Raw genomic sequence first — 21,443 nt, forward strand, 5'->3', positions numbered from 1 at the left:
TTCTCATTGGCCTGAAGAAAAAGTTTGCTGCATGTGCTTGTCCGGAAACTGTCTCGATGTAATCGGGACAACCAAGCAGCCTGCTTCCGTAGTTCTCACGGCTCGACACGTTTTCAATGGGGCGTTTGGTATCATTTCTTATTCATTCAGATGCACAATCGTCGGAGTTTATGATCAAACGCTTGGTGGTAAACTGCCAGTCGGAATCACTCAGTGCTTTGAGCGTTATCGCTCACGCTGACCGCGAGAATTCCTCTCAGCGTTTCGGGTCGACAATCTTTAGCAACTCCGTGTCGGTTCGCAGATACATGCCAGTCCCATCGAAGGCGGGAGTGGCATAGGTACGGCCAGAAATCTCGTTCACTTGTACTACCTCAAAATCCTTGCCTGTTCGTACCCATTTTGCGACCCCTTCCTCGCTTAGAAACAATATGCGCCCATCCGCATAAACTGGAGACGCGGAGTAATTCCCGCCCAGCCGCTCCATCCAATGCTGCTCACCAGTCTTGGCATCCAAGCACGCAGCGATCCCTTTGTCGGAGACGGTATACAAAAGACCATCGACCAACACCGGAGTAGGTGTACTGGGTGCCGATCGTTCACGACGCCATGCAACGTGAGTCCCCGTCACGTCCCCCTTGCCTCCTAATCGAACTGCCATCAACTCGGGATTGTCGTAGTCATGGTTGTAGATAACCAAATCTTCGAACACGATCGGTTGAGGTACCACCGACCAGCCAGGTGCTAAAACGCGAAAGACTTCCGAGCCATCAGACAAATCGTAGGCGGCAAAATGCTCAGGCCCCGGTGCGAGCACAAGGGGTTTGCCATCAACCTGGGCGATCGAAGGCGTGACAAACGAATGGCTGATCCTCGCCGAAACACCTCGCTGCGTCTTCCAGACGATCGAGCCGGTCCGTGCATCGAGCGCAACGACAAACGGGTCCTTGCTGCCGTCACAAACGATCGCCAATCGCCCATCACGCAATATGGGGGACCCTCCCGATCCATGCACAGGTGGATAAATCAATTCCGTACACAGCCATTGGACCGTTCCATCCTCGCAAGCCAAACGAGCAGTCCCGAGTGTCCCGAAATGGACGAAGACCGAACCATCGGCCACGATCGGCGTCGGACTGGCGTGGCTGTTCTTGTTATGGATCGATGGTATGGAATCGACTACGCGGACTTCCCGTTCCCAAATCGTTTTACCACTGCTGGCATCGAGAGCCATGGCGACGAGGGATAGTCCGGAGCCTTTGGGAACTGCAGATGTTAGATAGATTGTGCTTTCGACCACGACAGGTGACGACCATCCCAGTCCCGCGATCGGCGCACGCCAAACGACATTGGTCGTATCCGACCATTCGACCGGAACATGGTCCATGCGGACATGTCCGTCTGACGATGGTCCTCGAAATTGGGGCCAATCTCCGAAATAGCCAAGTGCAATTAGCAGCAACAGATATCGCATAGGTGGGATTTGGGGCAAGAGGAGGAACCGCAATCCCCCGATATCATAATTCGAGGGTTCCTCGATTGCACCCCACCATCGCTGGATTTCGTCCATTGGAAACATGTGCTGCGGAATGCCGTTGCGATCATGCGTGTCTTTCGCTGGCTGTTATACTGGGCCAACCCAGACGGCTTATCCGGCTATTGAACCAAAACAGGAGTCAGCTCTCTGTATTCGGTTACTCCCATCAGAGACAAAAGAATTAGTTGCGAGACGTTTAGGAAATTTCATATCCGACACCTGCTGCTGGTTGTTGTTGCAGTAGCTGTTATGTGCTCGATGTTCGTTACTGCTCGGAATAACTACTATGCCGAGCGGTTTCAAACCGAATCGGCTCTGGCGAAGATTAAGGGTATTTCGAATATAAAACTGCATTCCTACAACGACGTCACCGAGGAAATAAGGAGCAGCAGCTTTTCAATCGATAGCCAGCCTGGCTCGATCGTGCAACTCGGAGGCCTAGTGAAGTATGCGGATGAAGGCCGATTCTCGATACATCGAATCCCAAGATGGCGAATAGTTACGGCCCCTCAGCCAAAGGCTTCTAGTGCGGTCTGATGCCGGATCGTTTGCTTATCACCCACGGCTTAAAGAATTGGGGATCCGAACCCATCGCTTCGCTTGCATCCGAGCCGAAGAACTTTTTCCCCCACACCGCTCGAATTTTAGCTATGCTACAATTTGGGCAAAGATAATGATAGGACGTTGATTCCAACGGGTATCCACCGGTTCTATTCTTGCTTCCCCCTCACTGTAGATTCCCTCCGTAGATTCCCTCCGTAGATTCCCTCCGTAGATTCCCTCCCTCCTGTTCTCCTCCTGGCAAAGATTTTTAAAAATGCCTTGTTCAAAAATGCGACTTGTATTGAACCGCTGCCTCCACGTACTGCTATTGGCGATGTTGTCTTGGGCGACGCCATCGAGTAACGGCTCGAACGGATCCCAACCGTTCTCATTCCATGAAAATGATTTAGTGACGATCTATGGGAGTGGCCTTGCAGACCGCATGCAACATAACCCGTGGGTCGAAGCGGTCTTACAGAGTCACTTGCAGGGAAAGAACGTTCGCTTTCGAACGATGAGCTTTTCCGGCGACACGGTCACAAAGCGTCCACGCGACGAAGGGCACATCAACGAAGAAGAGTACCTACAGCACGTTGCCCCGAGCGTGATTTTTATGATGTTTGGATACAACGAGTCCTTCGCGGGTCCCGATGGAGCCGACGCTTATCAAGCTGAACTTGTGGCCATGATTGAGAGGTACCGAGCAAAGCGAAAAGAAAAAGGAGTCGAAGCAAGATTCGTCCTGTTCAGCCCGATCGCGTACGAAAACACGGGCGATCCAAATTTACCGGAAGGGACGCAAATCAACGCTAACTTGGCGGCTTATACCGAGGCGACTCGGCGAGGAGCGCAAGCTTCGGGTGCTACATTTGTCGATCTATACTCACCGACGTTTCAATTGTTCACTTCTAGTCCCGAACAATTCACGATTAATGGGATCCATCTGAATCCTGCTGGCTATCGGAAGCTGGCCGACATAATCTCGCAAGCCTTGATCGGCGAGCCAGCTCCCAACGACGAGCAGCGTCTGAATGTCATTTATCAAGCGGTACAAGACAAGAACTGGCATTGGCACAATCGGTACAATGCGACCGACGGAAATGATGTTTGGGGCAATCGATCAGGCTTGACATTCGTCGACGGACAGAGCAACGCCGAAGTGCTGAAGCACGAATTGACCATGCTGGATGTGATGACAGCCAATCGCGATCCTGTGATTTGGGCCGCTGCGGCTGGGAAGAAAATCAAGGCTGACGACAGCAACGTGCCTCCGCCCATCAAAGTCATTTCCAATGTAGGCGGTGGCAGCGCTAGCTCCAGTGGCGAAAAGGAAGGGACGGTCAAATATCGGAGCCCCGCAGAAAGCGCGGCGATGATCAAGGTTCCCGAGGGATATGAATTAAATGTGTTTGCATCAGAAGAGATGTTCCCGGACATGGCCAACCCGGTCCAAATGCAGGTAGACAGCAAGGGCCGGCTTTGGGCTGCCTGTTGGAACACCTATCCGAAATGGGAACCACTCAAGGAAATGAATGACACCTTGATGATCTTCGAAGATACCAACGGAGATGGTGTGGCGGATCAACGCAAGATCTTTGCCCACGTCCACAATCCGTTGGGATTCGAGTTTTGGGGTGGTGGTTTAATCGTGACTTCCGGGCCCGACCTGCTGTTTCTCAAAGACACCGATGGCGATGATGTGGCCGATGAACGCACCATTCTGTTGCAAGGTCTGGGAACGTCCGATACTCACCACGCTGCCAACAACTTGATCTACGGTCCGGATGGCGGTATTTATTGGCAAAGCGGCATCTTCCTCGTACACAATCACGAAACGCCCTGGAATCAGAATCTTACTATCGGCGATTCCGGTATGTATCGCTTTGATCCACTCACTTTTGCCATTGCCCCTCATGCTGGCAACTCACCGAACCCGCATGGCACGAGTTTCGACTATTGGGGTTATCTCTACGCCAATGATGGTACCGGAGGCCGATCATTCCAGGTGCGTCCAGAAGGCAAAGGCTTCAAGATGCACGAATTGCTCAAGGTCGAGTTTCGTCCCGTTGCCGCCAATGAAATCCTGTCATCCGAACATTTCCCGGATGACATGCAACAGGACTTTTTGATCTGCAACACGATTGGATTTTTAGGTGTCAAACAGTACCATTTGGACCGGGACGGAGACGGCCAAAATCGAAAGCTTGGTGAAGTATGGGGTACACCCGTCAAGGAATTGCTCAATAGCGAAGATCGCAATTTCCGACCCACCGACGCGATTGTGGGGGCCGACGGAGCGCTTTACGTAGCGGATTGGTGCAATGTCATCATCGGGCATATGCAGCACAACATCCGCGACCCGAATCGCGATCACCGACATGGGCGCATCGTGCGATTAACTGTCAAGGATCGCCCGTTGCAACGCCCTGTCAAAATCGATGGCCAACCGATCGAGGAGCTTCTAGAGAACCTAAAACACCCGATCAATGGGGTTCGTCATCGAACCCGAGTGGAGCTGAGTGGGCGGAACTCGAAAGAGGTAATCGCTGCCACGCAAAAATGGATGGCTGGATTTGATCCGAACGATGAACGCGAAGCACATCATTTGCTCGAAGCCTTGTGGATGCACCAACAGCATAACGTGAGAAACGAAGTTTTGCTTAATCAACTCCTCAACTCAACGGTTCCTCATGCGGTCGTCGCAGCAAAAACCGTGCAGCATTTTTGGTACAACGTCGACGCGACCGGTGCCAGTGGCTTCGCAGCCCCAGCCGAGATTGAAATTGTCGACTACGAGGTTCCCAAGCGACTCAGCCCAGTTGAACAAGAACAGTTCCAGCGAGGCTCCTTGATCTACCAGCGTGAGTCACACTGTGCGACTTGCCACCTGGCCGATGGACAAGGCAACGGAGTCATCTACCCGTCGTTGATTGGTAGCACATGGATCAACGGCAGTGAAGAACGATTGATCAAACTGACCCTACATGGATTGTGGGGAAAACTCACAGTTCATGGCAAGACCTATGATCCGGCCCGCGGCGTCCCGCCAATGACCGCTTTTAAGAACCTGCTAACAGACCAAGAATTAGCCGATGTCCTGACATTTGTTCGAAACAACTGGGGTAACAGTGGTTCGAGTATTTCGGCCGAAACCGTGGCACAAGTTCGCGCGGCAACTTTGGAACGTTCGATCTTCTGGAAGCCGGAAGAATTGCTGGCCGAGCATCCATTGGAAGCAGAGTTGGCTTTGGCGGAACTGGGGCTCAATCCTGAAGGTTTTTCCAACAAGGCATTAGAAGATGAACTCTTGGAAATGGAAACCACGGAGTTAGTTCGGATGGCAAAGGAGACAGGCAATGCCGACCGCGGCAAGGAGCTGTTTTACAAATCGGCTGCAGCCTGTGCGTCTTGTCACGATCCGGCAACAGGAGCCCCACGAATTGGCCCAGACCTCAAATCGTTGACGACAAAAATTACCCCCGAGGAACTGGTGGATTCGGTGCTTCGCCCGTCGAATCGGATCGACAAAGACTTTGCCCAGGTAACCGTCCTGACCGTCGATGGTACAATCTATACGGGAATCCGAATCTCAGAAGACGAGAAACAATTGGTGATTCGAAACTTAGCACAACCAGACCCGATCGCCATTACGCGCGATGAAATCGAAGCAGTTAGCGAATCCCGCACATCATTAATGCCAGCGAATTTGGCACAAACGCTCAAAAGTCGCGAGGAATTCCTCGACTTGATGAAGTACGTGCTCGAAGCTCGAAAACACTGATGTTCGGACACTTCTCAAGCCAGGAGCATTCCCAATCCTTCTGGCTTGAACGTCAGCCTACCGACGAGATAGTTCCAGCAAATAGAATCCGGACAGTAATTGTTTAGCGATGCTTTAGAAATTGGAATCGAACCATTTACCTTGCGCCACTTCAAATGGATAGAGTGGACGGCGACGGTTGTGGAACTCCATTTGATCGAGATCTGCCGATGTGGAACCGATGGTATTGACACGTAGGAACTGGTCGCATACCTCGCGATAAGCTGCGAGCGGCGCGTTGACACCTTTCGCGACCAGAATGCGGAACTGTCGCGCATCCAATTCACAACTTGTAATCTGCTGTAAACTAAACGGAACCATGCGGCGACTGGTAAGCATGATTGTTAGATTGCGATCGAGTGTTTCAACGATCACGGTCGCTCCTTGATCAAAATCGACGATGCCACCATGTCGAGGCGCGGTTTCACGAAAGTGGCCTGAATGTAACGATCGTACGCGAATATCAACGTGGAGCGGACTACCATGACGATCATCCACTTTGCCACCAACTGCCAAACTCAGATGCGCACCCACACCTGCTGCAGTACAGGTCACGACAGCTTCCGGGTCGTATAAGCATACAAAACTTGGTCCTAAACGCCGTTCCATTAAAGCCGCAGCCAAGCTTGTACCGTCAGCAGACGAGCCGCCGCCAACATTGTCCCCCATGTCCAGCAAGCAATAACGGGACTGAGTGTCTGACTCACAAGTTTTCAAAGCGGCATCGATGTTTATCAACTGACCATCAAAATCCGCTCGATGTTCCCACAAACGGCCAGCAAGTTCATCGGCGAGTTGCTGCGCCAAATTGTGGTCATCATCAGTCACAACAATGGTAGCTGCCCCCATGTCAACAACATCAGCATAGGGGAATCCGAGTAAAATGCTGTTCGAAAGGATTTTTGGTTGCGATAGCTGCAAATCAGCGAATTGATAGTGATGTTGCAAATGAGGTTCACTAGTGCATTGTCGTTCAATGTTGATCACCATCGGTGGGAAGCTCGCCGCCATCGTCGGCCGCCATTCACCTCGCACCGTCCGCACTATCAAAGTGGCCGCCTCGATACCGCGAGCTCGCTGATCCAAGTGCGGATTAGTACGATACGCAACCAATGCATCGCATGCCTTCACCATCGCAGGTGAAAGATTGGCATGCGCATCGAGCGTGCCAATAATCGGTAGGTCATTCCCCACTCGCTTCCGTAATGTGGTTAACCAATAACCATCCGCATCAGCTTCGAATTGGCTGACCGCCGCTCCATGTGGGGCCACCAAAATACCATCGAGCTCAGGTGTGGCTGAGACAATCGTCAACATGCGCGCCACCAGCCTGTCCATGGTATCTGCCGTGATGATCCCCGACGGAGTCGCGCGAGTCGCCAGCAGTGGTACCGCGACGACATCGCCATCGCGGTTACACTGTTCTAGACCCGCAAAAAAACCACCGATTTCATGATGACTGTCAGCCAACTGCAATCGAATAGCTTCACCCTCTAAATACAAATCCTCATGAAATTGCTTGAGTGTCGTCGGCTGTCGTACAAACGTGTTCGATTCATGGAGAAGTGAAATAATGCCGATGCGCATTGTTTGGCTATTCAGAAGATTTTTTGGATACGGTTCTCAGGAAGGAAACTGAGAAAGAACGTTGTCGAGTATGGACATAATCGTAACATTTCCGTTTTGTTTTGCAGGATTCACCGGATGCCTTCGCCGCACCTCTACGACGTCCTCCTTATAATCAGAACAAGTATGACAAATGAATCCTTCACAATCAATCAGGGCAATCCGACATGAAGTACACCATGGCTGAGTTACGTACACAGTTGTATTCCGCCGTCGTCGCTGATGCATTAGATCAATTAGGATTCCGTCATCAATCACCTCGCGTAAGCATGTTTCCGTTGACGACTACCAATTCGGTTCTCATGGGACGTTGCAAAACAACCCTTTGGGCCGATATGGCTCATGTCGATCCGCGACCTTACGAACTCGAGTTAAAAGCCGTCGATGATTGCCATCCCCATGATGTCCTAATCGCTGCCGCAGGCGGCTCGATGCGCTCGGGCATCTGGGGTGAATTGCTCTCTACGGCAGCCCTCAATACGGGGTGCGTCGGAGCGATTGTCGACGGTGCCATTCGCGATGTGGACAAAATCTCGGGCATGAAATTTCCCGTTTGGGCTCGAGGAACGTGCGTTTACGATAGCCTGAATCGCCAGCGTGTCATCGACATCGATGTCAAGGTCGAGATCGATGGAATCTGCTTTACCCCCGGAGATATAGTAATTGCTGATCGCGATGGCATCGTGGTCATCCCTCAATCGGTTGAAGAAGAGACGCTCCGATTGGCTCTGGCAAAAGTTCAAGGCGAAAACGTAGTCCGAGATGCCATTCGTCAGGGGATGAAGGCTGCCGATGCGTTTCAAAAATATGGCATACTATAGGCACAACTCAGCCAGCGAATTACCTCAAAGGATCCCTACATGAACACAGCAACGAACCGCCGAGTTTTCTTGCAACAAGCTGGCGCTTTGAGTATCGCAGCCAGCGGGCTCAAATCGCAGGCCGCGCAATCGAGTCCCAAACGGGTCGCCGGTATCGTGACCATCTATCGTCGAAACTCACATGCCGATGTTCTACTCAGCAAGATCCTTAAAGGCTGGGAAGAAGATGGCGGTCCAGGCCCCCATCTAAAACTCGTTTCACTCTATGTCGATCAATTTCCCAATGATGATCTCTCCGTCGAATTGGCTAAAAAGTATGGCTTTCGATTGTGTAAAACTATCCCCGAGGCATTAACCTTCGGCACCGACCAATTGGTCGTCGATGGTGTGATGAGTATCGGTGAACAGGGCGACTACCCGTACAATGCACTAGGCCAGCATCTCTACCCCCGTCGAAGATTCTTTGATGAGATCTGCGACACGATGAAAAAGTGCCAGCAAGTGATTCCCGTGTTCAACGATAAGCATCCCGGACCAGAATGGGGCGATGCGCACTGGATGGCTGTACGTGCTAAAGAGTTGAATTTACCTTGGATGGCTGGTTCTTCCTTACCAGTGGGCTATCGTACCCCTGATGTAACTTTGCCTTTCGGCTCGAAACTTCAATCAAGCGTCGCCGTCGGCTATTCTGGATTGGACATTTATGGTTTTCACACTTTGGATGTGATGCAAAGTATCCTCGAGCGACGCGCGCCACGAGATGCCGAAAACGAACTTTCCGGTAAGCCTGCAGAAAAAGGAGTCCGTTGGGTGCAGAGCTTACCCGTAAGCGATCTCAATCGGCTGATTGAGACAGGTGTCATCGACCCAGAGGTACTCGATGCTGCACTTGCTGCCAGCCAAACCAATCGCCAAGCTGTTCTCGACGCCCCACCAGAAGATGGTGCCATTTTCTTGATCCAGTATCGGGACGGATTGCTGGCACCGGCGATCATGTTAGCTGGAAAAGCTCAAGCGATCTCGATGGCATTCCAAGTGCAAGGTGGAGCGGTTTCAGCAACTCGCATGGAAGAACGGGTGGAGCCACGCTATCCACATTTTGCACTTTTACTAAAAGGCATCGAGCAAATGCTCTTAACGGGACGCCCTGTCTATCCCGTCGAGCGTTCGCTGCTATCGGCGGGTATGCTCGATGGCCTCCTCACCTCACGCCACAACGGTGGCGAGCGCATCGATACGCCACACTTGCTAATTGAGTATCAGCCAACCGACTATTCCTACGGGCAGCACATCACTCTCTAAGTCGTTTGCGAAGGTGACGCTCGGCAAAGTTTTCCCAGGGTGCGCTGCGCAACCCTGGGCTTTGATGTCGAACCGTACCGTCCTGTTCTGACCCAGCTCTCGTTATCGCTAACGAGCTAGTTGCCATCTTGACCACCATCGTGAAGAAATCTCGAGAGTAGCTTTCAAACTTCTTTCTTCAGACTTCACACTTCCGACGCTTCCCCTTGTTAAGTATTTGTTACGTCATTGCGATATAGACTCAGGCAATTTCTCGAGGTTCGCAAAGAAACAACCGACGAAGAGTGATCAGAGCGCCATGACGACGTGCGTCATTCGATAGCTCCCACTATCGCGGCAAGGGATTAGGATGTACTCCGATTCGGCAGTCGGTTGTTGGGATCATTTTAAAAAGTTCCTGGTTCTGAGTCGTCGGCAGACTTTCGTGAACGAAGAGCAAGGTCCAGCTCGGATCAATCTATCGAATCGCAACAATTGAAATGTACTCCTAAACGGCAGTTGGTCAAACCATCGCAAAGTGGTGTGGAGCTCGACCATCGAAAAAGTGCTTCAGAGGGCACGCCAGCTATACCGCCAACGAAAACGTGTTGTATGTTTTGACGCACTACGAACCATAAGGTTCGCGTTGGCCTAAAGAAAAAGTTTGCTGCATGTGCTTGTCCGGAAACTGTCTCGATGTAATCGGGACACCCAAGCAGCCTGCTTCTGCAGTTTCACGGCTCGACACGTTTTCCATGGGGCGTTAGGTATCATTTCTCATGGATTCAGATCCACAATCGAACCGTATTCGAGTGGCATTCAGCGATGGGGTTGATTCGCGAATCCGAGAATTTCGCCCGTAAGTTACTTGCATGCGTGTAACCTACAGGTTACCATCCTAAGTGTAACCTATGCGTTACTAACGAAAAAAACTTCAGCTTGGGGTAATCATGGCGATTCAGCAAATGGAACTGGCGGATAAATTAACGTTACGGCGCGCCCGCGTTGCCATTGTTTTGGGAGGGCTTTTTGTTGTGAGTATGGTAACGAGTCTTAATGTTGACATCGGCGACAGTCGCCCGGCTACCATTCAAATCGTTGCTTGGATCGTGTGGGCGATTGCCTTACTATTACTGGTAGCTATGGGTGGAGGTTGGTTTCGAAAGCCATTCGTTCGGTCGATGATGAATGACGATTCCACCGTTGAGAATCGCAGGTCTGCATTGGTGATGGGGTTCTGGGCGATCGTGCTTTGCGCATTTGTTATTTATGGCGTGAGTTTTTTTGAGAATATTACCGGGCGTGAGGCGATTCGTATTATGTTGTCTGCGGCGGTTGGCGTTGCAGCGATCCGTTTTGGAATACTTGAGCGAAGAGCTCTTAAAAGTGCCTGAACAACTCCACAATCGACTAAAAGAGGAGCGGGAGCGGCTGCAGATTACGCAAGCGCAACTGGCTGAGAAAGTTGGTGTCAGCCGTAAAACGATTAACACGGTCGAGAATGGCATTTTCATTCCGTCAACAGTTTTGGCACTAAAACTGGCCAAAGCAATTGGTCGGCCAGTTGAGCGACTATTTTTCTTGGTCGACTAGACCGATCTGGAGGTGCACCAGTCACAAGCTCTGAGCTGTAAGTTATAAGGAGTAAGTGGAGTACAGAAGGTTCTTATTGATACGTATATTCTGCTCCGGCTTGCAGTAGTGTCACACCCCACTCACGCTGACGCTGTCTTAGCAGTCTGTAAGATTTGGAGACGCGGTGATCAACCTGCGATCGTTCCACAAGCGCTTTACGAGCATCGGCTATTGCTAAACGCTATGGACTAAGGTCTAAAGACTGACTGGAAGCGGAAGGTAAGGGAGTTGATCGTCTCCGATTCATTTACTTAACTGGAGTGGAAGTCATGAAATACAGTCTTTTGGTTCGTGAAACTTTGCGTGTCGGATTTTGGTTTGGTGGAGTCTTGTTCTTGAGCGGCATTGCGGTTGCAGAGGACGATCCTGCATTTCAGCCAGTTAAAGAACTGTTTGCCGCGATGTCCAAACACGATGGCAAGGCTATGAAGGAGACTTCAACCGAGGACTTCCAGCTGCTCGAGCACGGCGAAGACTGGACAATGGACATGCTCGTGGATGCAGTGCAACCCAAGGGTGAAGCGTATGAACGCAAGAACTTCTTTAAGCAGATTCGAGCTCGACAGGAAGGCAACGTGGCCTGGGTGAGCTACTGGAACAAGGCGGAAATTCGTCGTAGTAGCGGGCTGCGGACCGTCGTTTGGCTCGAGAGTGCAGTGACTATAAGAGAGGGCGACCGCTGGAAAGTCCAGCTTTTGCATTCGACTCGTTTAGAATCCGATAAGGTTCCAAAAGACATCCAATGGGTTCCGTTTGAAGCGACTCCGTAGCCTCGTTTCATCTGTGTCTGCAAGCATTGTTGTGTCGGCGAGTGTATTAGCGGTTCCATGCAATTGGAAGTTTCTTGCTCGTTTATAGGAGTCTCATCATGCACCAACAACTTGTTGCTACGATATTCGCGTTAGCGCTGCTTTCTCTCGGATCTGCTACTGTGGCTCTGTTTTTCAAACCACGCGATTTCGCTCGTGGTTTCTGGTTGATGTTAGGACTTTGGGGCCTTCTCGACGGGCTCATCGTGTGGCCATCGCTGCTGCAGGAACCTATGGCCCCAGAACAGCTGCACATAGTGCTAGGAATCAACTTGCTGCTCCAACTCATCTACCTGCCGACCGGTATTTTGCTGCTAACCCGTACGAAGGCTCTCGTTAAAGGATTCGGCTGGGGCGTTTTGGCTTCTGCGATTCCGCTTGCGATAATCGATGCTGTGTTCTACCTGCGATTGTCGAGCCAGTGATTATTCCGCTACTCGGGCCGCTACTTTGACTCGTCCGCAGGCGTTGGTCTTGATAAAGGACTTAGACCAGTTGGTGTCGTAGACCACGTGTTGGATCACACGTTTGCCGTACGGTTTACTCGAGTAATGAAGAAAGATGCCACATCTATACAGAGCGATATGGCTTTCGGCACCAAAAATTATCAACGACTCATTATCAAAAGTAGCTTCTCCCGCATGTCTCAAAACCCGTACCAAGCCACGAATGCCTCTCCTCCTTTACCACCGCGTCGTCATTCGATCTCAGCACTCGTTGTTTGTTTCGCTATCGCTCTTCGACGGGTTGTCCACTTTTGTCAGTCGCCAAAGAGGGGATTATTAGCATCAGCGGGAGGAATATAGTAAAATGAGTATCCCCCACGAGGATCCTTGCTTCCTAGCGTCCCACCTGCCATTCCTTCTTTGAACTGCGTACCTACCCATGTTTCTACGGAACACGCTTCCGCTACCAAGTCTCGGCTATCGAGTAGAACGATCGCGAATTGGTCTGTCGGTTGTACTTTTAGCTTTCATGGTATCTGCTGTCGGTGCAAAGGATTTTTCTCCAACTGCACCTGAAAAACCGGGCCAGATTGATGAAACCCAAAGCGCTGACATCGATTTCTTCGAAAATAAGATAAGACCTATTCTGATCGAGCATTGTTATTCGTGTCATGCTGCGGATGCAAAAATTATTCGCGGAGGTTTGTTGGTCGATAGCCGTGACGGACTTCTTGAGGGGGGTGACAGCGGCCCCGCCCTGATTCCGGGTAACGTGGACGAGAGTTTGTTGCTGTCAGCCTTAAAGCATGAATCGTTCGCAATGCCTCCTGATCGCAAGTTGCCTGATTCGGTAATCGCGGACTTCCAAACATGGATCGCGCGCGGCGCGATCGATCCTCGCGATACGGGAAACGCCGAGCCACCACGCGGAGTCGACTTCGAAGCTGCAAAGTCCCATTGGGCTTTCCAGCCAATCAACGATCCTGTGCCCCCGAGTGTGTCCAATGAGGGATGGGTCAAAAGCCCTATTGATCGCTTCGTGCTAGCTCAGTTGGAAGCCGCGAATATGAAACCGCGTCCCCGGGCCGACAAAGAAACTTTGATTCGACGGGCCAGTTTTGATCTTCTTGGATTACCTCCAACCGTTGCTGAGGTGGAGGAGTTTTTGGCAGATGAATCGCCCGAGGCGTTCGAAAAAGTAGTGGACAAACTCTTGCAGTCGCCTCACTACGGTGAACGTTGGGGCCGCCATTGGTTGGATCTCGTTCGCTATGCTGATTCCAACGGAGCTGATGAAAATCATGAGCTTCCCAACTCGTGGCATTTTCGCGATTGGGTCGTTCGAATGATCAATCGCGATCAACCCCTCGATCAATTTATCACCGAGCAACTCGCTGGCGATTTGCTACCCAAGACTGGTGATGAGCAAATCGATGGCGAACGATTAACCGCGACAGGAATGCTGGTCATCGGTCCCAAGATGTTAGCCGAACAAGACAAAGATAAGATGGTCATCGATATTGTCGACGAGCAGATCGATACGGTTTCACGTACCATGCTCGGTTTGACTATCGCCTGCGCTCGCTGTCACGATCATAAGTTCGATCCCATAACTGCAAAGGACTATTATGCTCTCGCAGGAATCTTCTACAGCACCAAGACGATGGCTGATCGCGCTTTCGTCTCTAATTGGCTCGAACGTCCACTTCCCTCCGCCGAAATCGAATCGCAGCGAGTGGAGCATCAAAAACAGATTGACGCTACCAAGGTCGAACTAGCGGCTTCGGAAGAAGCACTCAAGTTGCAGACCGAAAAACTGAACCAATTGCAGACCGAATTGGAAGCCGCCAAGGCAGAAGCGGAGTCGCTCAAACAAAAGGTCGAAGCTCAGAAGAAAGAAGTCGAAGAAGCCGAGAAAGGAATGCCAAACTTCACGATGGTCATGGCTGCGGATGAAGCGACTCCCACCGAATTGCCAATTCATATTCGAGGAAATCACCTGACACTGGGCAAGGAAAAAATCGCTCGCGGGATTCCTGCGATTCTAGCCGAAACAGCTCCTCAGCCCATCATGCCCGAAAATCAAAGCGGTCGCTTACAACTCGCTCAATGGTTGGTCTCACCAGAGAATCCGTTGACAGCACGCGTCATGGTGAATCGGATTTGGATGTGGCATTTCGGACAAGCCTTGATGCGTTCCCCCTCGAATTTTGGGCTGCGTGCCGAAGAACCAACCCATCCGGATTTGCTTGACTATTTGGCTAGCCGCCTGATCGAAGACGACTGGTCGATGAAACAGTTGCACCGCACTATTATGAATTCTGCGACTTATCAAATGGCTAGTGATGTCGACTTTCCCGAGTCACAACAATACGCCCAACAAGATCCCGAGAACCGACTTTTGTGGCGTCGAACACGTCGTCGGCTCGAGGCGGAACCGGTACGCGATTCGGTTCTGTTCGTGGGAGGAGGCCTTGATCTCAAGATAGGAGGCAAAGCCCCCGATGTGAACGCAAATCGTCGTGCGATTTACTTGCCCGTGAATCGAGCTTCGCTGTACGAGATGTTTTCCACCTTCGATTATGTAGAAACCGCCAACCATATTGAACAGCGTCCGACGACTACAGTGCCTCATCAAGCGCTGTTCTTGCTCAACAGTCCGATAGTTCACGCACAAGCGACGGCCATTGCCAAAGAATTAATCTCAAGGCACGAAAATCCTCAAGATAGGGTTCGGGCTTTGTTTGGCATCTTGTACGCCAGACAACCGACAGAAGCGGAACTGAACAGATCGATGCTCTTTATCGAGGATGCAGAGTCTCGACTAGAGAGCGTTACCGACCCCTTAGAGCGAGCCACTCAGGCTTGGTCCGCACTTTGCCGTTCGATGATAGCTGCCAACGAATTTGTATACATTGACTGAAAAGGTTTACCATGTGGACTCGCCGACAATTATTACGTCAAGCATCCGCCGGATTCGGTTCGCTGGCATTGATCGATCTCTTAGCTCGGTGTCAAGCTGCCGATCAAGGGACTGTGGCCAACAGTCCCCTAGCAGCCAAGACGCCACATTTCGCTCCCCGAGCTAAACGGGTTATTTTCTTGTTCATGCATGGCGGTCCATCGCATATCGATACCTTTGATTACAAACCGGAGTTAATCAAACAAGATGGAAAACCGCTACCGTTTGATAAACCGAGAATTCAATTTGCTCAAACCGGAAACCTGCTGCGTAGCCCTTGGGAATTCCGACAATATGGCCAGTCTGGGGCATGGGTTAGCGATCTGTTTCCAAATGTAGCGAAGTGTGTCGATGATATTACGTTCATCAAATCCATTCACGGTTCCAACGAAGCCCACGGAGGAGCACTCTTAAAAGTCCATACTGGATCCGATACATTTATACGACCTAGCATGGGTGCATGGATTAGTTACGGTTTGGGAACAGAGAATGAGAGTTTGCCGAGTTTTATTACTATCAATCCTACACTTGGTCACGGTGGCGTTCGCAACTTCGGTTCGGCATTCTTACCACCTATCCATCAAGCGACCCGAATCGGTTCCAGTCATGCAGATATGAAGACGGCCAAGATCGAGAACCTTACTAACAACAGTGTTTCACCAGAGTTGCAACGCAAACAAATCGAACTGCTCGGAGATCTCGATCGATTAAAGCGAGCTGGCACATCGGCTCGTATCGAGTCCGATCTCGATGCTAGGATCGAATCGTTTGAATTGGCGTTTCGTATGCAATCAGCCGCTCCGAGCCTGCTCGATATCTCGGGTGAAACCGAATCAACTTTGGCCATGTACGGAATCGATGGCAGCCCAACCGATAATTATGGGCGTCAATGTTTGATCGCGCGACGAATGTCCGAAGCGGGAGTGAGATTCGTTCAAGTGTCGCATGCTTACTGGGACCAGCATTCGGAGTTAAAGGAAAAGCATCAGGAACTATCCACCGAAGTGGACAAACCAATTGCAGGTTTGTTGATGGATTTAAAGCAACGCGGCATGCTGGAGGATACCTTGGTCATGTGGGGCGGAGAGTTTGGACGAACGCCAACGGCTCAAGGTGACAACGGTCGCGATCACAACCCACACGCGTTTACCTGGTGGATGGCTGGCGGGGGCGTCAAAGCCGGTTTCAGCTACGGAGAATCCGACGATTTTGGCTTTTACGCGGCTCACGACAAGGTTCACGTCCACGACTTGCACGCAACGATCCTGCATCTATTGGGGATCGACCATGAGAGGCTCACCTACCCCTACGGTGGCCGAGACTTTCGGCTAACCGACGTGGAAGGAAACGTCATCCACCAAATCATGGCGTAAGTAAACCTCTAACTTTGCTCTGACTATGCGATTTCAGCCTACGCGATTTCAGAATTCAGGTGCCGTACCCCAAAAGGTGGGTGAAGCGCTATCCGGACGAAAAATTTAAGTTTTGGTGGTTGAATTAGCGTTGCATAATGCTGAATCTGTTTTATCCACCAGCAGAATCCCAGACTATGAACAGCATGGGAGACGGCGTCCTCGGCTGGAAATGTGGTTATCTGTTACCTGCCCCATCCGTTTTCCAACACGCCAATCTGTAATTTTTTAGAACGGCCTAGTTGACTCGTTCGTACAATGCGTCAACTGGTTCGCGACCGTTACACATCTTGCTCGATTGAGCATCCCCCTTCAAAATGTTTTTTGATAAGACGGATTCAACCTATGAAAATCAAATTTTTCGGACTAGCACTCGCAGCTGTTGCGGGTTTGGGCGCTGTAGCCAAAGCTGACAAGAACATTGTCGAAACCGCTGTTGAAGCAGGCAGCTTCAAGACCCTAATTGCAGCAGCAACCGCTGCTGATCTCGGTGGGGCTCTCTCAGGCCCTGGACCGTTCACTGTCTTCGCTCCAACTGACGAAGCCTTTGGTAAGTTGCCAAAGGAAACCATCGCCGAATTGCTAAAACCTGAAAACAAGGCAACTCTTCAAGCTATCCTCAAGTACCACGTCGTTTCCGGTACTGTCATGGCAGCGGACGTAGTTAAGGTCAAAGGTGCGGTTTCCCTAAACGGTCAACGCATTGCCGTTAAGGTGGACGGAGGAAAGGTTTCAGTTGACGGTGCTAACGTTGTCAAGACTGACATCAAGTGCAGCAACGGTGTTATCCACGTCATTGACAGTGTGATTCTTCCTTCGACCGACTTGATTCCAGCCGTTGCAGAGAAGGCTGGTTCGTTCAAGACTTTGCTCGCCGCTGTTGGAGCTGCAGGTTTGGCTGAAACACTGAGCGGAGAAGGTCCTTTCACAGTATTTGCTCCAACCGACGAAGCTTTCGCTAAGATTCCAGAAGCGACCATCAAGGATTTGCTCAAGCCAGAGAATAAGGACAAGCTTGTTGCCATCTTGACCTACCACGTTGTTCCAGGCCGAGTTTTCTCGGAAGGTGCTTTGGAAGCCAAGTCTGCTAAGACTGTCCAAGGTTCCAGTGTTAAGATTTCCGTCAAGGACGGTGCAGCCTATGTCGAGAATGCGAAGATTGTCGCCACCGACGTCAACGCTGCTAACGGCGTGATCCATGTAATCGATACTGTCATCATGCCACCTGCCAAGTAATTTGGTTTGGCTGAATAGATAAAAATGAAATAGGGGTAGCATCATCATGCTACCCTTTTTTTATTTCGGTTGTCGGACTTCGGTATTATACGGATCCATCCGACCCATTTTTCAACATGCTCATCGGCATTACCGCCTTGGGCGTTCGCTGATCGTTCGTGAGATGGTTGCTGTCCATTCCAGAAAGTTGCAGCTAAAGCTACTGTGAACACTACCTTAAGTTATTCACACCGCTAGAGATTAGAGAAGCGCAAGAGGAACAATGATCAATTACCCTCAAGACATCTCTTGCGTCACTCCCATCTCTTGCGGTGTAAACTTATCCACCGAGCTTCGCGGGTCGCTTCGCGTGGGCGAGCTGATTGGGGCCGCACCATCAACCAATCAGCCAGTAGTCTCAACGGCGGGGGCTTGAGTCCATCAGCGGTGGATTCCTTATTCCGGTACGCGGGCCGCACTCAGAAGTGCTGTGTCCCCGTACTTTCTGCTATGGAGGCTTTTGGATGGCGGCCGGTTGCACGCTCGGAGCCATCGCAATAAGTGTGGGTATGATCCATCTAGCAAGCACCCTGGGTACGATACTGCACCGATCCAACTTGAAGTGTCCATGTGGTGCGTGCCGCGATGACGACTACGTTTGGATTGGCCAGGACAGCCAAAACAACCCTATCGCAAAGTATGCTTGCGGAAAGACGGTCGTACTCACACATAGAAAGTTCAAAGAAGTAAAATCGATGTAACACCCTGCCCCAAGTAGAACAATCAGTGCCATCCATGTAACATCCCGCACTGTGTCCGCTTGCGGCCCCTCCCTTAGGATATTCACACCGCTAGAGATAAGAGAAACGCAAGAGGAACAATGATCAGCTATTTTCAAGACAACTCTCGCGTCACTCCCATCTCTCGCGGTGTAATCCTATCAACCAAGTTTCGCGGGTCGCTTCGCGTGGGCGAGCTGATTGGTGGTGCTTCGCATGGTGCCAGCCACTGTTTTGGTGCTTCGACAACCTGAAGCGGAAACGGACTTTGGATCGCCCCTTGAAAGCTTCATCGAGGTGGAAAGAGCCCGTCAACGCGTTTTCGCCACGCACGGTCTAACGATCCACGTTCCTGATAGCCATTTGTCCCCAAATGGCGACCAGAACAACGGTAATGGAGGAAGTAACTGGGGGCAAAACGGTGACGGGAACGGTAACAACTCGTCCGGCGGTAATCAAAGCAACGACAATCCAGGCAATCAGATGGAGGTCCCGACACCTCCGGTCACACCGGGTGGTATTCGAATCGTCATCGATATCTACGGAGATATCCTTTCTGAGCATAGCGAAGAGGAGTGGCAGTTAATCAATGCCCACATGGCCAAGCGTTCGTGGTCGGATTGGTTCCACGGTCGATTGAAATCCCATTTGCAGGCGGGTGGATTCCAAGTTGGATTTCACAAGCATGATTTTCCGGATCCTCCCACGCTTAACGATGCGGTGCTGGGAGTCGCGAAGGTCGCCGGTGGGCATTCTGGCGACTTGGTAGATGAGGGGCTCGATTTCGCGGCAGCGGTCAATGACAAAGTGACGCCCACGGGATCGACCACCCGGGATTTGATGGGAAGCCTTACAGGTTACAACGGCTTCAACAATCCGAATGGTGCTGGTTCATACTTGGGTGGTTGGGTTGGATTCCTAGCCAGCCTGTTCGTCCCTGGCCCCAAGGGAGGCAATGCAGGAGGCAATGCTCTAGGTAATCTTGCCAAGCAGGGAGCGACAAAACCCAAGACGCTTGGTATTATTGAGAACGGCTTGTCCGTCGGGAAAAATCCTCCTCGGGTTAATGCCCCAGTTAGTACAGCGGGCGGGTTGATTAGCGTTCCTGGCTTTAGAAATGGCCAGCTTCTAGCGGAACATTATGCGAAGCACGCCCGAGGCGTTATCTGGAAGCGGGACAAGTCTGGCGTTTTAAAGGAACTTGCTAAGCCAGGCGGCGCGGACATGCCTGAATTTGGAAGTCTTGCAGCCTATAAAGCCGCAGCACAGCGTATGTGGACGCAGAGAGCGGGCGGTAGCATCGTAGAACACACGATGGCGAATGGCGAGCGCATACGTTGGAACTGGGCAGATAAAACATTCGGCGTGTTGTCGAAAGATGGCTACATCAGAACATTCTTTAGACCAGATCGCGGTTATGACTACTTCTTGGAGGCCATCAAGTGAGTGCATTCGAAGAGCGAATAGGGGAAACACTATCATTACACGGCTACAAACGCCGGTCATCTGTCGAGTTGCTTAAATGGTGGACAGACTTCGTTGGTCAGTGTGTTGATGGCTACGATTGGACAATCTATGAGTACGACGACGAAATCGGAGTTCGTGACTATTTGGAATGCTTGCTCCAGGATTCAGGACTGAAGACCTTCGGTGAGTTTAACTCATTCAGGAAGGCGATTGAGGAGATTGACGAACAGTTCCGAACTGTCTTGCAAACAAATGTCGATCGCCCAACGGACTCTCCACACTGGTGGCGAAAAGGCGTGCTCAAGTTCGCTGGCGATGAGTACCGCGACGACATGGAAAGCCGTTATTCAATTGTGGTTGACGGATACTAATCTAAACCGCCGGACAGTAGACGTGACATTCCGGCGCTGCAGGACATTCTGGAAAAAAGCGTTCGAGAACTCAACGCTATTAGGCGAGTTGATGGTGCGGCGAGAGTTTCTCTGAGGCACAGCTCACGCAATCGATGAGCTTGGGCTCACTTCGACCTAAATGGGCGAACGGTTGGGGCGCTTTTATTGTTTTGTGAGTTGGTTCTACCTCGATTTTCCGGCTTGAGACGATCAATCAGACATCCATCGAGCTTGCTGCTCGCTTGGTGACACTCTTTTCTTGGTACAAGACGCAGGTGCATAAGGCTTAGCTCGTGTTGTTTTGGAGGGAGACAAGCGATCGTTCGCGTTCTCCCGTTTTGCATGAGAAACATGCCGTGCCACCGACGAAATATCCTGCACTGCGTCCCCAAGCGGCCCCCTCCTGTAAGATATTCACACCGCTAGAGATAAGAGAAACGCAAGAGGATCGATGATCAACTGTGTTCAAGACAACTCTTGCGTCACTCCCATCTCTCGCGGTGCAAACCTATCAACCGGGTTTCGTGGGTCGCTTCGCACAGTGCCATCCACTTCCGGTGAACCCCAACGGTTCAAGATACCGTCAAGCGTTCGAGTCTTTACAGCGGAGCGGAACGTAAACCCAAAGGTGTCAAGCTCGACGAAGAAGATCAACGCCGTCGCCAAGAAGAGGAAGCAGCCCGGCAGGCAGCACTTAA

The 21,443-nt window shown here is 51.2% G+C and carries 18 protein-coding genes; 16 read left to right on the forward strand and 2 right to left on the reverse strand.

Going from position 1 to position 21,443, the window contains the following annotated elements; translation table 11 throughout:
• Positions 1-256: 256 nt before the first annotated feature.
• Complete coding sequence (locus tag SH449x_RS14710; RefSeq protein WP_482376827.1) at positions 257-1,474, reverse strand: outer membrane protein assembly factor BamB family protein; 1,218 nt, start codon at positions 1,472-1,474, stop codon at positions 257-259.
• A 321-nt stretch (positions 1,475-1,795) separates the two neighbouring features.
• Here SH449x_RS14710 and SH449x_RS14715 point away from each other — a divergent pair, with 321 nt between their 5' ends.
• Together SH449x_RS14715 and SH449x_RS14720 are read left to right on the forward strand one after the other, a co-directional pair.
• Entirely contained in the window at positions 1,796-2,074 is a 279-nt protein-coding gene (locus tag SH449x_RS14715; protein ID WP_482376828.1) for a hypothetical protein, read from the forward strand.
• Positions 2,075-2,354: 280 nt separating this feature from the next.
• Entirely contained in the window at positions 2,355-5,861 is a 3,507-nt protein-coding gene (locus tag SH449x_RS14720; RefSeq protein WP_482376829.1) for a PVC-type heme-binding CxxCH protein, read from the forward strand.
• Positions 5,862-5,975: 114 nt separating this feature from the next.
• On the opposite strand, the gene SH449x_RS14725 is transcribed toward SH449x_RS14720, so the two are convergent.
• On the reverse strand, positions 5,976-7,487 hold the full coding sequence (locus tag SH449x_RS14725; RefSeq protein WP_482376830.1) for a M81 family metallopeptidase: 1,512 nt from the start codon (positions 7,485-7,487) through the stop codon (positions 5,976-5,978).
• A gap of 206 nt (positions 7,488-7,693) precedes the next feature.
• On the opposite strand from SH449x_RS14725, the gene SH449x_RS14730 reads away from it, so the two are divergent.
• The 14 genes from SH449x_RS14730 (at position 7,694) to SH449x_RS14795 (ending at position 20,724) form a co-directional block, all read left to right on the forward strand.
• Positions 7,694-8,347, forward strand: coding sequence for an RraA family protein (locus tag SH449x_RS14730; protein ID WP_482376831.1), 654 nt, complete (start codon positions 7,694-7,696; stop codon positions 8,345-8,347).
• Positions 8,348-8,386: 39 nt separating this feature from the next.
• Positions 8,387-9,649 (forward strand): hypothetical protein, encoded by a 1,263-nt coding sequence (locus tag SH449x_RS14735; protein WP_482376832.1) that lies wholly within the window; start codon positions 8,387-8,389, stop codon positions 9,647-9,649.
• Between the two features lie 929 nt (positions 9,650-10,578).
• Positions 10,579-11,022 carry a hypothetical protein gene (locus tag SH449x_RS14740; protein WP_482376833.1) on the forward strand — a complete coding sequence of 148 codons (444 nt, stop codon included), beginning with the start codon at positions 10,579-10,581 and terminating at the stop codon, positions 11,020-11,022.
• A complete protein-coding gene (locus SH449x_RS14745) occupies positions 11,015-11,221 on the forward strand; it encodes a helix-turn-helix transcriptional regulator (RefSeq protein WP_482376834.1) in 207 nt (68 codons plus the stop codon). The genes SH449x_RS14740 and SH449x_RS14745 overlap by 8 nt, the downstream gene beginning before the upstream one ends.
• A gap of 311 nt (positions 11,222-11,532) precedes the next feature.
• Positions 11,533-12,033 carry a nuclear transport factor 2 family protein gene (locus SH449x_RS14750; RefSeq protein WP_482376835.1) on the forward strand — a complete coding sequence of 167 codons (501 nt, stop codon included), beginning with the start codon at positions 11,533-11,535 and terminating at the stop codon, positions 12,031-12,033.
• A 98-nt stretch (positions 12,034-12,131) separates the two neighbouring features.
• Positions 12,132-12,497, forward strand: coding sequence for a DUF6992 family protein (locus tag SH449x_RS14755; RefSeq protein ID WP_482376836.1), 366 nt, complete (start codon positions 12,132-12,134; stop codon positions 12,495-12,497).
• A 460-nt stretch (positions 12,498-12,957) separates the two neighbouring features.
• On the forward strand, positions 12,958-15,441 hold the full coding sequence (locus SH449x_RS14760) for a PSD1 and planctomycete cytochrome C domain-containing protein (protein WP_482376837.1): 2,484 nt from the start codon (positions 12,958-12,960) through the stop codon (positions 15,439-15,441).
• Between the two features lie 11 nt (positions 15,442-15,452).
• Complete coding sequence (locus SH449x_RS14765; protein WP_482376838.1) at positions 15,453-16,853, forward strand: DUF1501 domain-containing protein; 1,401 nt, start codon at positions 15,453-15,455, stop codon at positions 16,851-16,853.
• A gap of 384 nt (positions 16,854-17,237) precedes the next feature.
• The gene (locus tag SH449x_RS14770) at positions 17,238-18,128 is read left to right on the forward strand and encodes a fasciclin domain-containing protein (RefSeq protein ID WP_482376839.1); all 891 of its coding nucleotides are present in this window, start codon (positions 17,238-17,240) and stop codon (positions 18,126-18,128) included.
• Positions 18,129-18,390: 262 nt separating this feature from the next.
• Positions 18,391-18,543, forward strand: a complete 153-nt coding sequence (locus tag SH449x_RS14775) for a hypothetical protein (RefSeq protein ID WP_482376840.1) — start codon at positions 18,391-18,393, stop codon at positions 18,541-18,543.
• Positions 18,544-18,631: 88 nt separating this feature from the next.
• Positions 18,632-18,868: a hypothetical protein gene (locus SH449x_RS14780; protein ID WP_482376841.1), complete on the forward strand. Its 237-nt coding sequence runs from the start codon at positions 18,632-18,634 to the stop codon at positions 18,866-18,868.
• 119 nt (positions 18,869-18,987) lie between these two features.
• Positions 18,988-19,140, forward strand: coding sequence for a hypothetical protein (locus SH449x_RS14785; RefSeq protein ID WP_482376842.1), 153 nt, complete (start codon positions 18,988-18,990; stop codon positions 19,138-19,140).
• On the forward strand, positions 19,124-20,332 hold the full coding sequence (locus SH449x_RS14790; RefSeq protein WP_482376843.1) for a hypothetical protein: 1,209 nt from the start codon (positions 19,124-19,126) through the stop codon (positions 20,330-20,332). The genes SH449x_RS14785 and SH449x_RS14790 overlap by 17 nt, the downstream gene beginning before the upstream one ends.
• Positions 20,329-20,724 (forward strand): hypothetical protein, encoded by a 396-nt coding sequence (locus SH449x_RS14795; RefSeq protein WP_482376844.1) that lies wholly within the window; start codon positions 20,329-20,331, stop codon positions 20,722-20,724. Before SH449x_RS14790 ends, SH449x_RS14795 begins: the two co-directional genes overlap by 4 nt.
• Positions 20,725-21,443: the final 719 nt, after the last annotated feature.

The sequence above is a fragment of the Brakhagea baltica genome, from assembly GCF_052161605.1.
In the GTDB taxonomy this organism is placed as follows: domain Bacteria; phylum Planctomycetota; class Planctomycetia; order Pirellulales; family Pirellulaceae; genus JBKCUI01.

What these genes read in the sequence shown, in the direction of transcription:
- SH449x_RS14710 (WP_482376827.1), bottom strand. Translation starts at nt 1,474, where the DNA reads ATGCGATATCTGTTGCTGCTAATTGCACTTGGCTATTTCGGAGATTGG.
- SH449x_RS14715 (WP_482376828.1), top strand. Translation starts at nt 1,796, where the DNA reads ATGTTCGTTACTGCTCGGAATAACTACTATGCCGAGCGGTTTCAAACC.
- SH449x_RS14720 (WP_482376829.1), top strand. Translation starts at nt 2,355, where the DNA reads ATGCCTTGTTCAAAAATGCGACTTGTATTGAACCGCTGCCTCCACGTA.
- SH449x_RS14725 (WP_482376830.1), bottom strand. Translation starts at nt 7,487, where the DNA reads ATGCGCATCGGCATTATTTCACTTCTCCATGAATCGAACACGTTTGTA.
- SH449x_RS14730 (WP_482376831.1), top strand. Translation starts at nt 7,694, where the DNA reads ATGAAGTACACCATGGCTGAGTTACGTACACAGTTGTATTCCGCCGTC.
- SH449x_RS14735 (WP_482376832.1), top strand. Translation starts at nt 8,387, where the DNA reads ATGAACACAGCAACGAACCGCCGAGTTTTCTTGCAACAAGCTGGCGCT.
- SH449x_RS14740 (WP_482376833.1), top strand. Translation starts at nt 10,579, where the DNA reads ATGGCGATTCAGCAAATGGAACTGGCGGATAAATTAACGTTACGGCGC.
- SH449x_RS14750 (WP_482376835.1), top strand. Translation starts at nt 11,533, where the DNA reads ATGAAATACAGTCTTTTGGTTCGTGAAACTTTGCGTGTCGGATTTTGG.
- SH449x_RS14755 (WP_482376836.1), top strand. Translation starts at nt 12,132, where the DNA reads ATGCACCAACAACTTGTTGCTACGATATTCGCGTTAGCGCTGCTTTCT.
- SH449x_RS14760 (WP_482376837.1), top strand. Translation starts at nt 12,958, where the DNA reads ATGTTTCTACGGAACACGCTTCCGCTACCAAGTCTCGGCTATCGAGTA.
- SH449x_RS14765 (WP_482376838.1), top strand. Translation starts at nt 15,453, where the DNA reads ATGTGGACTCGCCGACAATTATTACGTCAAGCATCCGCCGGATTCGGT.
- SH449x_RS14770 (WP_482376839.1), top strand. Translation starts at nt 17,238, where the DNA reads ATGAAAATCAAATTTTTCGGACTAGCACTCGCAGCTGTTGCGGGTTTG.
- SH449x_RS14775 (WP_482376840.1), top strand. Translation starts at nt 18,391, where the DNA reads ATGATCAATTACCCTCAAGACATCTCTTGCGTCACTCCCATCTCTTGC.
- SH449x_RS14780 (WP_482376841.1), top strand. Translation starts at nt 18,632, where the DNA reads ATGGCGGCCGGTTGCACGCTCGGAGCCATCGCAATAAGTGTGGGTATG.
- SH449x_RS14785 (WP_482376842.1), top strand. Translation starts at nt 18,988, where the DNA reads ATGATCAGCTATTTTCAAGACAACTCTCGCGTCACTCCCATCTCTCGC.